Source organism: Streptomyces sp. NPDC060209 (genome assembly GCF_042728155.1).
Lineage (GTDB): Bacteria > Actinomycetota > Actinomycetes > Streptomycetales > Streptomycetaceae > Streptomyces.
The window spans coordinates 22,116-36,888 of record NZ_JBHWZS010000053.1 but is presented as its reverse complement, the minus strand read 5'-3'; the positions used below and the strand labels follow the sequence as shown (position 1 = coordinate 36,888).

Genomic DNA, 14,773 nt, shown 5'->3' with positions numbered 1-14,773 from the left:
CCCGTGGGCCGGGTGCGGAGCCGCTGGTGGTGTGCCGTCCGGTGGCTTACCCGGTCAGCTCTGCTGTGCCCTGCGCCGGCGCATCCACCACGTCAGTGCTCCACCGGCTGCCGCGAGGGCGGCGGCGATGGCGGTGATGAGGCCGACGGGGGTGTCGGAACCGGTGCCGGCGAGGTTGCCGTCGGGGTCCTCGGCCGGTGGCGTGTGCCTGCCGTCGTTGCCGCCCGGCGTGGCGGAGGACGACGGGGTGCCGGTCGGCTTGTCGGTGGGCTTCTCCGTGGGCTTGTCCGTGGGTGTGGGGGCGGGGGTCGGGTCCTCGTCGCCGCCGGTGGACTGTCCGGCGGTGTTCCCGCCGAGCATCACATTGCCGTCCTTGTCCGCGTCATCGGTCATCTGTCCGACGGCGAACTGCGCGGTGCGGGGCTTGTACGGGTGCTCGGCGCGGAAGCGCACCGGGTCCAGGTTGCGCTTGGGCTGCTTGGAGAAGTCGACTCCGCCGACGATGTAGACCATCACGCCCTCGTCGGTGTCCACGTCGTACTGGAACTCTCCGTTGAGGAAGATGTTCCGGTACTCCTGGAACAGCTCGTTCTTGTCCCAGTCCTGGTTCGGCGCGCGCAGGGGCCACTTGGTCACGTCGTTGCTGTTGATGACGTCGTGGTAGTCGGTGGCGGTCCCGGCGTCCTGCTGGCGGATGAACTCGGCGGCCACGCGGGCGGTGTAGACGCTGCGCAGATCCGCGTACTGCGGTGCGGTGTTGATGGTCTTCTCGACCTCGGGGACGATCATCCGGTCGATGACCTGCTGCGCCTGGTCCCGCTCGGCCTCGGTCGGGTTGCAGATCTGCTCTCCGCCCGGGTCGGTGTCGAAGTCCTGGGGCGTGGACTTCAGCCGCAGAGGGGCGTCGAGGATGTAGATGCCACCGTCCTGCTCGCGTACCGACGCGGTCTCCGGCTCGATCCAGTTGCGGATCCCGGTGAAGCAGGGGCGGCCGTTCACCTTCGGCAGGGACGCCCAGAACTGCTTGCCGAGGCCGGTCTTGGGGTCCATCGCCTTGAAGAAGTCGTGCTTCATCTGAAGGTCGGCCTCGAGGAGGATCCGGCCGGCGTCGGTCTTCCCGAACTCGGCGTCCATGACCCGGTCGGGCTCGTCCGGATTCAGATTCACCCAGAACTTGTCCGGGGTCAGCGCCAGCCAGGTGAAGAACGCGTCCGAGATGAGCTGCGCCTTCTCCTGGCCACCCCAGCCGGCCGCGTACTCGTCGTCGACCTTCTTCGCGGAGAACGCGTAGTTCAGGCCTTTGCCCTTGACCGGTTTGCCGATGTAGCGCAGGTCGAGCGTGGAGAAGTCGATTCCGCCGGGGCCCCTGGGCATCCGGCCCTGGGGGTCGCTCGCCCTGATGCGGTCGAGCTGGTCCTTGAGGGTCTTCGGGGTGGGAGGCGACTGCCGGATCAGGTCGTTGCCGCCGCCACGGGAGCCGGTGTTCTTCCCCGCGCCGTTGGACAGGAACTGGTCGTTGCGCCGATAGGGGCCGCTCTCGGCCTTCTTCGGCGCCTGCGGCTTGTGGTCGGAGTGGAAGTTGTACTCCCTCACCCGGTCACGGCCCGTCGCGTCCTTGCCCGCCGTCTGCTTCATGTCCTTCATGAAGGTGCGGGCTTCGCTCTTCTGCTCCTCTCCGAAGACGAAGGTGTACTTGTAGGACTTCCAGCCCTTGTGACGGGCCCAGGCCTTGTCGGCGGGGGTCTGGGACGAGTCGGGCTTGCCGTTGGACTTCATCTCGACGATCTCGCGGGACTTCTTGTTGTACGCGTCCAGGACCCGCTTGTGACGCTCGCCGGTGTCGGGGTCGGTGAAGTACACCTCCTTCTGACAGATCCAGTCCGGGCCGGTCAGGCCCATCTCCTTGACGACCTTCTTCTCGAACGCGTCGCCGCGCGGGTCGTTTCCCTGGTTGGGGATGTACTGCTTCGTCAGGTAGTCGTCGAAGTTCGTCCACCGCTTCTGGGCGTTGAAGCGTGCGTAGATCCGGCGCGGGTCACTGTGCGGGAACTTCTTGTAGTCCTTCCCGGCGGCGTCCAGCTCCTGCTGGCTGGGGTTGAGCCCGTCGAACTCCATGCCGGGGTTCACGTACGCGTACTGGTCCCACAGGTCCTTCACGCGAGAGGCGTCGGCCTGCGGGAGCTGCTTGGCGGGAGTGCCCTTGAGGCCGAACAGCTCGTCGCAGCGCTTGCCGGGCTTGAGTGCCGGCGGCTTGGCCGCCTCCGCACTGTCGAGGGACGGGAATCCGGTCATGGTCATGACAGATGTACAGGCCAGGGCGAGGATGCCTCGGGCCCATACGCGCCGTCGCGGCAGTCGTATGAACTGGGTCACGTCGATTTCTCCTGGGGGGCCCAGGATGGGATGGGCCGGGTCAGTGGCCCCCGTGGTCGTTGACGCCGGCTGCGCCAGACTAGGGGTCAACTGGCCCTGGATGCACAGCCTTTCGGGCGGCGTGTCGCGGGAGCGCGGCGTTACGGTGGCCGACATGACGGAGAACAGCTTTTGGACGTACCCGTCGCAGGCGCGGGTGCGGGGGTCGGGCCGGCACGCGATCACGGTGGTGCTGCCGCCGTTCCCGGACCTCTCGGACGGCCTGCCGCCCAACGACCCCGAGGGCGCCAGGGAGTTCGCGGCATCCTTCGGAACGGTCGATGAGGTCCTGGAGTACGAGGGGGAGCGCAACATCAGCGACGGCTTCTCTCCGGCGGCCCGCGACGACCTGGACCGGATCCAGGTCGGGAGGTGGGGGAACGTCATCGGCATCTCGGATCCCGCACTGGCGGACGAGGGGAACTCGTGGCCGGTTCTCGAGCAGGTCAGGAACCTCGCGGAGCGGTTCCCGGGGGCGAAGGTCATCGGCGGGGCGACGGTCGACTGCGGGGAGACCCACGAGGAGGCCGCCTGGGCGGTGCCCGGCTTCGAACTGGTGCACTCCGAGGGCTGGCCGGGCGAGGACGATGCGTCGCGGTGGACGCTGGAAGGCGATCCGTGGGCCGTTCTGGATGCCTGCGGGGTGACGGCACGGACGGCGAAGGACGCCGATGTCGCGTACGACCCGGACAACCCCACCTCGACGTACTGGGGCGGCCTCGGGGAGCTGATCCTCGGCGCCCACCGCCCATGGAGGCGGAGGAAGGTGAAGACGTCGGTGTTCCGCGTCCGCCACACCCACGCCGCCACGGACCTGATGGAAGAGGTCTGGTTCGCCGACTGACCCGCCGGCCGGCGGGTCAGTGACCTCTCCGCCTGCGCACCGCCCGACCGCTGCGGCACGCGCTGCCTCCGGCCTGCGTTTCGTCGATTCCTGTCGCCGCGCCGGGACGCGTCGTTGACAACGTAGGCTAATGGAATTAGCTTTTGGTTAAGTCAATTAGCCAACCCTGGAGGGCATCGTGCCCGAGTACCTCGCCGTCGACGGCGGCACGATCGCTTACGAGGTGGCGGGGTCCGGCCCGCTGGTCGTTCTCGCGCACGGCATGGGCGACAGCCGCGCCGCATACCGCGAACTGGTCCCGTCGCTGGTGACAGCGGGCTATCGGGTTGCCGCGGTCGATCTGCGCGGCTGCGGTGAGTCCAGCGTCGGCTGGTCGGCCTGGAGCCGCACCGCCGTCGCCGGCGACCTGCTCGCCGTGATCCGCCACCTGGGCGGCCCTGCCGTGATCGTCGGTCACTCGCTCTCCGGCGGTGCCGCCACCATCGCCGCGGCGCAGGAGCCGTCGCTGGTCACCGGGGTCGTCGAGTTGGCGCCGTTCACCCGCAAGCAGTCGGTCCGGCTCGGCGATCTGCGGGTGAAGCGCTTCCGGCAGGGCATGCTGCGGCTGCTCGGCGCGGGGATGTTCGGCAGCGTGCCCCTCTGGCGCTCGTACCTCGGCGTGGCCTACCCCGGCGTGAAGCCGGCCGACTGGGCCGAGCGGCTCGGCCGCATCGAGTCCCTGCTCCGCGAGCCGGGCCGGATGAAGGCCCTGCAGGGCATGGGCCGGAGCGCCCCGACCGACGCGGGCGCGCAGCTCGGCAACGTCCGCTGCCCGGTCCTGGTCGTGATGGGCACGCTCGACCCGGACTGGGCCGACCCGCACGCCGAGGGTACGGCGATCGTCGACGCCCTGCCCTCCGGCCTCGGTCGCCTCGAGATGATCGAGGGCGCCGGGCACTACCCGCACGACCAGTTCCCCGACCAGGTGGTCTCGCTCGTGCTCGGCTTCCTCCGGTCGGACGCCGCCCGTGCCTAGGGCCGGCCTGGACCCGGCGGCCGTGGTCGCGGCCGGTGCCGCCCTCGCCGACGAGGTGGGCCTCGCCAACCTGACGATGGGTCTGCTGGCCGAGCGGGTGGGCGTGCGTTCCCCGTCCTTGTACAAGCACGTGGGTGGCCAGGGAGACCTCAACCGGCGCATCGCGGCGCTGGCGTTGAGCGAGGCCGCCGATGCCGTCGGAGTCGCGGTCCAGGGATTCGCGGGCCGCGACGCCCTCGCGGCCGCGGCGCGTGCCTTCCGGGCCTTCGTCCTGGAGCACCCCGGCCGTTACGCCGCGACGATCGGAGTGGAGCCGTCCGGCCCGGACGATCCGCTCGCCACCGCGGGCCGACGGCTGCTCGACTCGTTCATGGCGGTCCTGCGCGGCTACGAAATCGCCGAGTCCGACGTGGACCACGCCCTGCGCATGCTCCGCAGCCTCTTCCATGGTTTCGCCACTTTGCAGGCGGCCGACGGCTTTCAGTGGAGCGCCGACGTCGACGAGAGCTTCGAGTGGCTGATCGCCTTCGCCGACCGTGGCCTGCGCGCTGTCTGAGAACGCGGCCTCCGTCGGCGATCGCCCCGTCGCCGCCTGAGGCCGGGGGTCCCAGTCAGAGCCGTCAGCCGGCTGCCAGGATCTCCACACCGAGCGCCTTGAGCTGCTCGACGACGGCGTCCTGGGGGTCGGCGTCGGTGATCAGTGCGCTGACCTTCTCCCAGGGCAGGACGCGGAACCGCGAAGCCGTGCCGATCTTCTCGGACGAGGCGAGGACGTAAGTGTCCGCGGCCCGTGCGGCCAGGGCGCGTTTCATCGCCGCTTCCTCGGAGTCCGCGGTGGTCAGTCCCGCCTCGGGGTGCACGCCGGTGACGCCGAGCAGGCAGAGGTCTGCGGTGACGTTCTGCGCCGCCTCGACCGCGGCGGCGCCGCATGCGACGGCCGAGTGCTTGAAGATGCGGCCCCCGAGCAGGAAGAGCTCTGCCTGCGCATGGTCGAGCAGGGCCGCGGCGATCGTCGGGCTGTGGGTGATCACGGTGCAGGCCAGGTCCTGCGGAAGGGCATGGGCGACGGCGAGTGCGGTGGTTCCACCGTCGAGGATCAGCGCATTGCCCGGCCGCACCAGTCCTGCGGCCACCGCGGCGACCTTTCGCTTGCCGTCGGGAGCGACGGCCTGCCGGGCGGAGTAGTCGGCCACGGCCGGAGAGACGGGCAGTGCGCCGCCGTAGACCCGCTGGCACAGTCCCTCGGCCGCGAGATCGCGCAGGTCGCGCCGCACGCTGTCCTCGGAAATCCTCAGCTCGGCTGCGACGTCCTTGGCGACGATCTTGCCCTCGCGGGCGAGGAGGCCGAGCAGGTGGTCGCGCCGTTCAGCAGCCAGCATTCGCACTCTTTCCTGATGTTGCACGTTTCTGCATGTAGTGTAGCGCGGCATGACCGAAAGAGACCGCGTGAGCGGCCGCCCCGGCATCGACGCTCCCGACCATCGCGGCCGCACCCGCCTCGACCAGGCCGGACGCGGTTTGGACCGCAACCCCGACGTCGTGATCCGCGACGTCGAGCTCACCTCCCAGGGCTGGCATGTCCTGCGGCGCACCACCTTCGACTACCGCCGCCGCGACGGACGCTGGGAGACCCAGCAGCGGGAGACCTACGACCGCGGCGACGGCGCCGTGGTCCTCCCCTACGACGCCGAACGCGGCCGAGTCCTGCTCACCCGGCAGTTCCGCTACCCGGCCTATGTCAACGGTCACCCTGACGGTCTGCTCGTCGAAGCGGCCGCCGGGCTGCTCGACGCGGACGACCCGCCCGCCGCCATCCGGCGCGAGAGTGCCGAGGAACTCGGTGTCGCCCTCGGCACGCTCACCCACGTCCTCGACGCCTACATGAGCCCCGGCTCCGTCACCGAATGCCTTCACTTCTTCGCCGCTCCTTACACCCCGGACGACCGGACCGGGGCCGGCGGCGGACTGGAGGAGGAAGGCGAGGACATCGAGGTCCTCGAACTGCCCTTCACCGAAGCCCTCGCCATGACCCGCGACGGACGCATCAAGGACGGCAAGACCATCCTGCTCCTGCAATGGGCAGCGCTGGACGGGCCTTTCGCCCCCGCAGCGGGCGTTAGCCGACAATGCTGATCAGCAGGCCGTGAGCGGAGGGGTACCCAGCCGGCGCCGACGTGAAGCCCTGGCCGTAGCGCCGGAGTTGGGCGGCCATAGGGTGCACCGATGGAAGTTGATCCGGGTCGATTCGGCAGAGTGAAGCAAGTGAAGCAACAGGTCTCGTACCTGGATGTCGCCACCGCCGGCCTGCTCCTCGCCGCCGCTGTGGGCTGGAGCAGCTTGCTGCTGGTCGTCATGGGGCACGTGATCCCCGGATGGGCGGTGAGTGCCGCGCTGCTCCTCGTGTCGCTGATCTTCATGGGAGTCCACGCGGTGCGGCACCGCTCGGCGGCCGGCCGGGCACCTGCGCGTCGCAGAGCCCTGCCACGGTTCGTCCTCGCCCTGCTGGTTGCTGCTGCCGGGCTCGGCAGTGCCTTCGGGGCGGTCAGCGACCTGACGGGCGGTGCGGACTACCGGATTCTTCGGCCCACAGGCCCTGACGGCTGTCTGGCTGTGGTGCGGGAGACGTCATTCTTGAAGATCAGTAATGGTGAGGTGTACGCGGTTGGCCGCACCGGAATGGCTTGGCGGCCGTCAGGTTCCTGGACGGCCGACGACATGCACCGGCCCGTAGCGGACGGCACGTACGAGCTGCACTGGAGCCGGTCCGGCGGCACGTTCACGGTCAGTGGCACCGCCACCGACCCGATCGTCTCCTCGGAACTGAACTCGCTGGACTGCGGCTGAGGGAGTGCTCCGCGGAACGTCAGTTGTCCGAGGCGGCGACGTCGATCTCGGCGAAATGGTCGAACTCGCCGGCCACGACGCCCTTGGCGAAGGCCTCCCACTTCTGAGCCGTGGTGGTCACCACCGTGCCCGGATTGCTGGTCCCACGCAGGTGCACGAGTCCCCCGGGGCCGAACGCGATCTCGATCCAGGGTCCGGTCCCCTCGGAGTCCTCGGGGGCGGCGCGGGTCCAGGTGAGGCCGATGGGGAAGTCAGGCACGGTCCTGGGCTTCCTTGACGGTGCGGATGAGGGCGGCCCAGGCGGACGGGCTGGTCCGGAGTGTCGCGCCGCCGGGGTCGCTGCTCTCGGTGAGGGCTACCGAGCCCTGGTCTGCGGCGACGTGTATGCACGAGTTGCCTTGAGCGCAGTAGGACGACTTCTGCCAAGCGAGTGCGGACATCTGAATCCCTCACAGAGTTCGGGCGATGGTGTGTACGAAGTCGCGTGCCCCCGGACCGCGTGGACGGTGCCGCGTAAACCATCCGTCCGGGGGGCAACCAGCGGCCCGGGCCTGCTCAGGCGCGGAGCTCCGGTGGGAATCCGGTCCAGCGGAGGTCCGCCGGGAGGTGGCCCATGTCATTGACCATGAGCAGGGCCGCAGGCCGGCCTGGGGTGTACCGGATGACCGTCAGCGCGGCATTGGCGTGGTTGAGGCCCATCCAGCGCCAAGCAGGGGCGTCGAGGGCGTCCCGTACCAGCCAGGCGGCCAGGAAGGCGTGGGTGACGACCAGTTCATGGCGGGGACCGTCGCCGTCCGCCGCTCCGGTGAAATGCGCCAGTGCGGCCCCTGCCAGCTCCGGGCCCCGGCTGCGTTCGTCCTCCGGGAACTGCTCCACGAACGCGAGAAGCCGGTCCGCCGACCCCTTGGGAAGCTCCTCGCGTCGCGGGACGTACGGGACGTAGTCCCCGGCCGCCTCCGACACCTGAAGGGGGATGTCCCGCCCGAGCTGCTCGTGGACCAGCCGGGCGGTCTGGGCGGCCCGCGGGAGCGGGCCGTGGTGGACGGCGGAGAGCGGTATGTCCCGGAGCCGCTCACCGAGGAGGGCCGCCTGGCGCCGGCCCTGCTCAGTCAGCTCGGTCTCGTCCGGGGAGGCCTCGCCGTGGCGGGCGATGTAGAGGAAGCGGGTCGCGGGCGAGGTCGTTGCCGTGGTCGCGGTCATGGGGCTCTTTCGGCTGGTCCGGTGGATGTCGAGGTGGACGGTGACTCCCTGCCGGTTGGTTCCGGGTCGCGCGTTCGGGTGATGTCGGCACGGGCAGTTCCTTGCGGGGACGGGGGTCCGGCCCACGCCGTCGGTGAGCCCGGCGTGTCGGGCACGTCGCGTTTGGGACAGTGCCGCTCCGTGATCGAGGAACGGGGTGAGCGGCATGACTGTGGTGCGCGGGCTGAGTGATCCGACGGGACCGACGTCGGTCGGGGGCGACTGCGGCCGGAGGCTGAAGCACAGCGACGGGCCGTGGCTGCGGGCTGCCGGAGGTGCGGATGAGCTGGTGTCCCATCTGGGGCCGGTGCGCGCCGAGTTGGGCCTCGCGCACCAGGGACTCATGGCGGGGGCTGGCCGGCTGACCGCCCTCGCTGAGCTGGCGGCCGTACGGGAGTCCTGGGAGCGGCGGATCCAGGCGGCGCAGGGCGAGTGCGGCAGCCTGGCGGCCAAGCTGCGGGACGTCGCGCGCACTCAGGGCGCCACGAACGAGGCCGTCAGGTCGTCCTTCGCCTCGGTGCTGCCGTGCGCGGGTGACGAGCGGTGACGCCGACGCTGACCTGGGCGCAGTTACGGGACCTGAAGTGCGCCGAGTTGGAGGGTGCGGCCGACGGTTGGGGCAAGTCGAGCAACCGGGCCGACGCGGCGCGGGACCGCGTCGAGCAGCAGCTGCTCACCGGGCTCCGCGACACGCAGGAGGGCGAGGCCGCGCAGGCAGCGGTCGCGCGGCTGCGGCAGCTGGGGCGGAACTTCCAGTACGTGTACACCGAGTGCGGTCTCCTCCGTACGACGCTGAATTCCCTGGCCCACGAGATGAAGACCCAGCAGCGGGCGCTGTCGGAGGCGCTGGACGATGCGGCCGCGCTGAAGTTCACCGTGCACGCGGACGGGACGGTGACCTATCCGGCGGGCGGCGAAGGGCTCGTCGACGGCGCACCACTGCGGGGCGGTACGGCGTCGTCGAGCGGGTCTCCGGGGCTGGTGCCGCCTTCGGGCCTGGTCGCTCCGAACCCCAACGTGGCCAAGGCGCAGGACATCGCGGACCGGGTGACCGGGGCGGTGCGTGCGGCGGCCGAGATCGACTGGCGATACGCGGGGATCCTGCGCCGGCTGAAGGCGGAGGAGGGCCTGAAGGTCCCGGACTCCACGTGGAAGGACGCGGCGGGCGACGCGGCGGAGGTCCGGGACGCGGCGGGGGCGTATCTGAAGGACGCCATCCCGCGCGATGCGTCTCCGGCGGAGCGGCGTGACTGGTGGGCGGGGCTCACCCAGGAACAGCGCGAGGAGTACCTCGCGGTCTACCCCGACCAGATCGGGAACCTGGACGGAATCCCGGCCCTGGTCCGCGACGCGGCCAACCGGGACAACCTGCAGCTGCTGATCGGCAAGCTGGAGGGTCGGGACGACGAGAAGTCGGTCACGCAGCTGGCGGGACTGAGGGAGATCGACCGGCAGTTGGGGGCGGCCGCTAAGCCGGGGGAGCCGCCGATGTTCCTCTTGGGCATCAGCGATGAGGGGAATGGGCGAGCGATTGTCTCGTATGGGAACCCGGATACAGCACGCAACGTATCAACATACGTGCCGGGGCTGAATACGTCGTTGGACGAAGATTTCGCAAAGAATGACCTTAAGCGTGCCCTGGATACCGCGAAGGGTGCCCGGTATCACGATCCCTCCAGCGCTGCAATCGCTTGGCTTGGGTACGACGCACCGCAGGGTATCGACGGGTTCAGCAGTTTGGCTGTTGCTGGTGACGGTAGGGCAGTAGAGGGCGGCAAACGTTTGAATGAATTCACCGGCGGGCTGGCTGTGACTAATGAAAATAAAAATCCACACCTCACGGCCATCGGGCACTCGTACGGCTCGCGAACCGTTGGTGCGGCAACCCAGCAAGGAGATGGAATCCCAGGCGTTGACGACATCATCCTGGTAGGGAGCCCCGGGGTAGGTGTCGATCGTGCTGAGGATCTTGGAGTGGGCAGAGAGCACGTATTCGTCGGAGCAGCGGAAAACGATGTGGTGACGAAAATGCCGTCGAAGCAGCAGGTGGCTGCAGGTGCCATGGCGGCGGCCCTGCCCGGGCCTTTCATCTATGTTGCGGGAGACATTGCGGATCAAGGTGACGATGACCTTTGGTTCGGAAAGGACCCGGCGAGCGAGGCATTCGGTGCCAAACGGTTCCAGGTCGATGAAGGTCCGGGGCTCGTCAGCCGCGATGGATTTTCCATTGATGCGCATTCTCAATATTTCGATCCGAGGAGAGATGCGGCATCCTCACATAACATCGCACTTATTGCGGCAGGGCGTTCGGAGAAAATTAAATCTCAGGAGTACCGGTAATGCGCAGAATCCGTGTCTTGATCGTTGTCCCGATTATTTTCGTGTCGCTAGCAGGATGCGCAGGTGGTGTTGCGTCTCTCGGAGGTAGCGAAAGGACTGACATGAATATGCAGCAAGCAGCGGAGCGGGCAGATGGAATTCTTGACGACGTCCTGGGACGGATCGATCCAGAAGTGAAATGGACTCATGACACAACCAGTGTCGGAAGCTGCGACGTAACCAGAAGGCGCGCAGTCATGACCATCGTTTCCGCAGAGCGCAGAGGCAACTTCTTGGGCGTAGTGGATCGCTCCTGGCGCAACAGCGGGTACCGGATGAAATCCATCAACAACGATCCGGATGTCCCGGCCATCTTTGCCCAGACGAAGGACGGGTTCGGCGTCAGCCTGATCGTCGGTGGCGAGGGGCAGGTGTTCTTCGAGGTCGACACCCCCTGCGTCGAAGAGTCCGAGGTCGCCGAGTCCACCACCCAGGCGACCGCGCCCACCTATGAGGGCATGGAGCACATCCCCCGCCCCAACATCCGCTCCCCCTTCTGGTCCGCCGGCGCCCCCTGACCCCCAGCAGCCGCCCCTGACGCCCCCTCATGCCCCCATCCACCCGTACACACCAGCGAATCGCACGGTGAAGCACGCCCGAATGGGGGATGGTTGGGGGGTGCGGAAATACTGGGTGTTCGTCGGCGGTGGGATCGGGCTGGGCCTGTGCTTCATCGCCCTGCTCGTCGTCGGTACGTACTCCGCCGCCGCCGGGATCTCCGGGGCGAGCGGGGCCGTCGGGCTGGCCAAGGGGGCGGTGCCGGCGCGGTACCAGCCGCTCGTGGAGAAGTGGGGCAACCTCTGCCCTGCCGTCAACCCAGCGCTTCTGGCGGCGCAGTTGTACCAGGAGAGCGGCTGGAACCCGCGCGCGCAGAGCCACGCCGCCGCACAGGGCATCGCGCAGTTCATCCCCGGCACCTGGGCCTCGCACGGCATCGACGGGGACAAGGACGGGGACCGCGATGTGTGGGACCCGGCCGACGCGATTCCGTCCGCCGCGTCCTACGACTGTGAGCTCGCCGGCTACGTCAAGAAGGTGCCGGGCGACCCGACCGACAACATGCTCGCCGCGTACAACGCGGGCGCCTACCGGGTGATCCAGTCGGGTGGGGTGCCCGCGATCAGCGAGACGCAGAATTACGTCAAAATCATCCGGTCCCTGGAGAAGAGCTTCGCCAAGCCGGTCGGCAGGGTGCAGCCCTCGCAGCAGGCTGCCGGGGCGATCTACTTCGCGCAGAAGAAGCTCGGCACTCCCTATCTCTGGGGCGGGAACGGAACGGCCGACCAGGGTGGCCGGTTCGACTGTTCCGGGCTGACCCAGGCCGCGTACCGGACCGTCGACATCGAGCTGCCCCGGGTGGCCAACGACCAGTACAACGCAGGGCCGCACCCGTCCAGGGACGAGCTCCTCCCCGGCGACCTGGTGTTCTTTTCGGACGATCTGAACAACTCGCGGGCCATCCGGCACGTGGGGCTCTACGTCGGTGGCGGCTACATGATCAACGCGCCGTACACCGGTGCGGTGATCCGGTTCGACAAGATCGACACCCCTGACTACTTCGGTGCGACAAGAGTCACGAAGGATGGCGCCGCGGCGCTCCCGACCGCGCTCCCGGAGAGCTGACAGCCAGTCGGCCGTGGCCGGAACTCTCTGTGAAGCCTGGGCCCTGAGCTGCGACGATGAGTCACTCTTCGATAACGTCATGGTGATCATTCGGTGGAGAACGGAACGTAAGAAGCTGACAGGCCGTTCCCTGGACTGGGACAGCATGCGCACATGACCATGCGCGACTGCCCAGACCAGTCGGGCGTGACGGCATCATGGCGTGACGCGGCACTGAATCCGCACCGACCACGGGGGTCAGACCAAGGCGACGCACGCCGTTGTGCGTCGCAGCAGCAGACAAGGCAAGGGGCCGCGGCAGATGGCTGGACTCGCACTCGATGGGTCGAACCCCGATGTCAGCCTGCTCTACGACATCAATGGGCTGGCGAAGGCCGCTCCGACCTGGTTCGACCGGGTCATGGAGTTCGTCGGTGAGTTCGGGATCATGTTCGCCATGGTCCTGGCGGTCCTGTGGTGCTGGTGGAGCGTACGCCGACGCGGGACGACCGAGGACTCGGTGACGGCGGTCGCCGGGCTCGTGTGGGCGCCTCTCGCCGCCGGGATCGCGTTGCTCATCAACATCCCGATCCGGGGTTTCGTGGAGAGGCCGCGCCCGTTCTTCGACCACAAGGGGCTCGAAGTCCTGGTGAAGGGCAAGACGGACTTCTCCTTCGTGAGCGACCACGCGACGATGGCGATGGCGATCGCGGTCGGGCTCTTCGTGGCCAACAGGAAGTTCGGCCTGGTGGCGATCGCGCTGGCGCTCCTGGAGGGCTTCTGCCGCGTCTACATGGGTGTGCACTACCCGACCGACGTGATCGGCGGCTTCGCACTCGGCACGGCCGTGGCCCTGCTGCTCGCCCCGCTCGCGATGATGCTGCTGACACCCCTGGTGGGGGCCGTGGCCCGCGCCGGAGTGGTCGGCCGGCTCGTCCGCTCGGGCGGCGCGGTCGCGGCCGCCGACGGTCAGGGCGAGTCGCGCGGGATTCCTGAGCCGAGCCCGGGTTCCGGCCGTGGCAGTACGCCCACCGACAAGGATCTCGCCGCGTAGGCAGAGGGCGCCACGCTCCGAGGGGTGTCCCGCGAGGGGCGCCCCTCACGCATGTCGTCACCCCTCACGCGTCGTCGGCCCTCACGCATGTCGTGCCTCTCGCGCGGCGTCGCCCCTCACGCACGTCGTCACCTCTCGCGCGGCTCGTCAGCCCCCCGCATGTGCAGGCGCCCGTCACCGGCCTGGTTCACCAGGGACCCGGCGGCCGTCTGCGCCCGGAACCGTGCGCGCCCGTGCGGACGTCCCGGTAGCGGGAACCGGTGATGACGATCATCGCGCCGGGCGCGACTCAGGGTGGGGACAAATGACGGGCACTGATACCGACGCCCCGCGTGACGCGGGCCGGCGGCGGGCACTCGCCGGACGCGGACGAGCGTGGGGGCTGTCGGCCTGTGGCATCGTCCTTGCCGCACCCGCCGCTCTGCTCGTCGTCCGGCTGACAGGGCTCGACGCGGGAACACCGCTCGCGATGCCCATGGTGCTCTTTCCCTGTTCCACCGTTCTCGCTGTGCTGGTGCTGGGCGTTCTGGTCGCCGTTCCGGCCCTGCGGTCCCGATGGGCTGTGGCCGTCGTCGCGGTTCTGCTGGTCGCTCACGGTGCGCTGCTGGCCCCGCGGTTCATACCCGAGGGCCGGCACGTGCCGGCGGAATCGGTCGAGTTGCGTGTGGCCACTCTCAACGCCGATGCCGGCGGTGCCGATCCCCGCGCGTTGGTGGAGCTGGTCCGCACCGAGCGGATCGATGTGCTGGCTGTGGAGCAGCTGCCGTCGGGAGGTGTGGAGGCGCTCGACAAGGCGGGCCTGGATGCGCTGATGCCGTACCGGGAACTGCACCCCGAGTACGACTCCTCGATCTACTCGCGACGCCCGCTGTCCCACGCCGGCACGACGCAGGTCGACACCGCCTGGCCCCAGACCACCGCCGAGGTCGCGGTCGGCGGGCGAACGGTGCACTTCGTCGCCGTGCACACCTACTACCCGCTCGGAGACGTGAAGCGCTGGACACGGGACATGGCCGCCCTCACCTCCATGGCCCGGCGCAGCAGCCCGGACACCGTGTTCCTGGGCGACTTCAACGCTTCCCTGGACCACACCCCGATGCGAAGGCTGCTCGCGGCCGGCCTCACGGACACCCACGCCGAACTCGGCCACGGGTGGGCCCGCACATGGCCCGTCGGCCATGCCCTTGTCCCGCCTCTGATCCAACTGGACCACGTCCTGCACGGCCCCGGCCTGGTGGGGGTCTCCGTCGGCGAGCACACCGTGCCGGGTACGGACCATCGGGCCGTCGTCGCGGTACTGGCGCTGTTGCCGGAGTAGCGACAGCACACACGCATACGCCCGGAGCCTCAGCAGAGGCGCTGGGGGACCGCCTCGGCCGACTTC

At 69.0% G+C, this 14,773-nt stretch carries 16 protein-coding genes; 11 read left to right on the top strand and 5 right to left on the bottom strand.

The genetic code is table 11. From position 1 onward, the window contains the following. Positions 1-54 precede the first annotated feature (54 nt). Positions 55-2,373 carry a hypothetical protein gene (locus ACFWFI_RS13495; protein ID WP_387388810.1) on the bottom strand — a complete coding sequence of 773 codons (2,319 nt, stop codon included), beginning with the start codon at positions 2,371-2,373 and terminating at the stop codon, positions 55-57. A 154-nt stretch (positions 2,374-2,527) separates the two neighbouring features. Here ACFWFI_RS13495 and ACFWFI_RS13490 point away from each other — a divergent pair, with 154 nt between their 5' ends. From ACFWFI_RS13490 to ACFWFI_RS13480, 3 genes are all read left to right on the top strand, one after another. Beyond that, positions 2,528-3,256 (top strand): DUF6333 family protein, encoded by a 729-nt coding sequence (locus ACFWFI_RS13490; RefSeq protein WP_387388807.1) that lies wholly within the window; start codon positions 2,528-2,530, stop codon positions 3,254-3,256. 178 nt (positions 3,257-3,434) lie between these two features. Further along, entirely contained in the window at positions 3,435-4,271 is an 837-nt protein-coding gene (locus ACFWFI_RS13485) for an alpha/beta fold hydrolase (protein WP_387388804.1), read from the top strand. Positions 4,272-4,293: 22 nt separating this feature from the next. Then, the gene (locus ACFWFI_RS13480) at positions 4,294-4,827 is read left to right on the top strand and encodes a TetR/AcrR family transcriptional regulator (RefSeq protein WP_387388814.1); all 534 of its coding nucleotides are present in this window, start codon (positions 4,294-4,296) and stop codon (positions 4,825-4,827) included. A gap of 64 nt (positions 4,828-4,891) precedes the next feature. Here ACFWFI_RS13480 and ACFWFI_RS13475 read toward each other — a convergent pair whose 3' ends face one another. Next, a complete protein-coding gene (locus ACFWFI_RS13475) occupies positions 4,892-5,650 on the bottom strand; it encodes a DeoR/GlpR family DNA-binding transcription regulator (protein WP_387388802.1) in 759 nt (252 codons plus the stop codon). A gap of 49 nt (positions 5,651-5,699) precedes the next feature. Here ACFWFI_RS13475 and ACFWFI_RS13470 point away from each other — a divergent pair, with 49 nt between their 5' ends. Both ACFWFI_RS13470 and ACFWFI_RS13465 read left to right on the top strand, forming a co-directional pair. Further along, positions 5,700-6,404, top strand: coding sequence for an NUDIX domain-containing protein (locus ACFWFI_RS13470; protein ID WP_387388799.1), 705 nt, complete (start codon positions 5,700-5,702; stop codon positions 6,402-6,404). Between the two features lie 129 nt (positions 6,405-6,533). Beyond that, a complete protein-coding gene (locus ACFWFI_RS13465) occupies positions 6,534-7,115 on the top strand; it encodes a hypothetical protein (RefSeq protein ID WP_387388797.1) in 582 nt (193 codons plus the stop codon). Between the two features lie 19 nt (positions 7,116-7,134). Here the strand turns inward: ACFWFI_RS13465 and ACFWFI_RS13460 are convergent, their stop codons facing one another. The 3 genes from ACFWFI_RS13460 to ACFWFI_RS13450 form a co-directional block, all read right to left on the bottom strand. Next, positions 7,135-7,374 carry a DUF397 domain-containing protein gene (locus ACFWFI_RS13460; protein ID WP_387388795.1) on the bottom strand — a complete coding sequence of 80 codons (240 nt, stop codon included), beginning with the start codon at positions 7,372-7,374 and terminating at the stop codon, positions 7,135-7,137. Further along, positions 7,367-7,555: a DUF397 domain-containing protein gene (locus ACFWFI_RS13455; protein ID WP_387388793.1), complete on the bottom strand. Its 189-nt coding sequence runs from the start codon at positions 7,553-7,555 to the stop codon at positions 7,367-7,369. Before ACFWFI_RS13455 ends, ACFWFI_RS13460 begins: the two co-directional genes overlap by 8 nt. Before the next feature lie 115 nt (positions 7,556-7,670). Next, entirely contained in the window at positions 7,671-8,315 is a 645-nt protein-coding gene (locus ACFWFI_RS13450) for a histidine phosphatase family protein (RefSeq protein ID WP_387388791.1), read from the bottom strand. A 205-nt stretch (positions 8,316-8,520) separates the two neighbouring features. Here ACFWFI_RS13450 and ACFWFI_RS13445 point away from each other — a divergent pair, with 205 nt between their 5' ends. From ACFWFI_RS13445 to ACFWFI_RS13420, 6 genes are all read left to right on the top strand, one after another. Next, a complete protein-coding gene (locus ACFWFI_RS13445; protein WP_387388789.1) occupies positions 8,521-8,901 on the top strand; it encodes a hypothetical protein in 381 nt (126 codons plus the stop codon). Continuing rightward, positions 8,898-10,694, top strand: a complete 1,797-nt coding sequence (locus tag ACFWFI_RS13440) for an alpha/beta hydrolase (protein WP_387388787.1) — start codon at positions 8,898-8,900, stop codon at positions 10,692-10,694. The genes ACFWFI_RS13445 and ACFWFI_RS13440 overlap by 4 nt, the downstream gene beginning before the upstream one ends. Further along, positions 10,694-11,251 (top strand): hypothetical protein, encoded by a 558-nt coding sequence (locus ACFWFI_RS13435; RefSeq protein WP_387388784.1) that lies wholly within the window; start codon positions 10,694-10,696, stop codon positions 11,249-11,251. The genes ACFWFI_RS13440 and ACFWFI_RS13435 overlap by 1 nt, the downstream gene beginning before the upstream one ends. A 115-nt stretch (positions 11,252-11,366) precedes the next feature. Further along, on the top strand, positions 11,367-12,356 hold the full coding sequence (locus tag ACFWFI_RS13430) for a C40 family peptidase (RefSeq protein WP_387388812.1): 990 nt from the start codon (positions 11,367-11,369) through the stop codon (positions 12,354-12,356). Between the two features lie 301 nt (positions 12,357-12,657). Continuing rightward, on the top strand, positions 12,658-13,389 hold the full coding sequence (locus ACFWFI_RS13425; protein WP_387388781.1) for a phosphatase PAP2 family protein: 732 nt from the start codon (positions 12,658-12,660) through the stop codon (positions 13,387-13,389). A gap of 304 nt (positions 13,390-13,693) precedes the next feature. Then, positions 13,694-14,707, top strand: coding sequence for an endonuclease/exonuclease/phosphatase family protein (locus ACFWFI_RS13420; RefSeq protein WP_387388779.1), 1,014 nt, complete (start codon positions 13,694-13,696; stop codon positions 14,705-14,707). Positions 14,708-14,773: the final 66 nt, after the last annotated feature.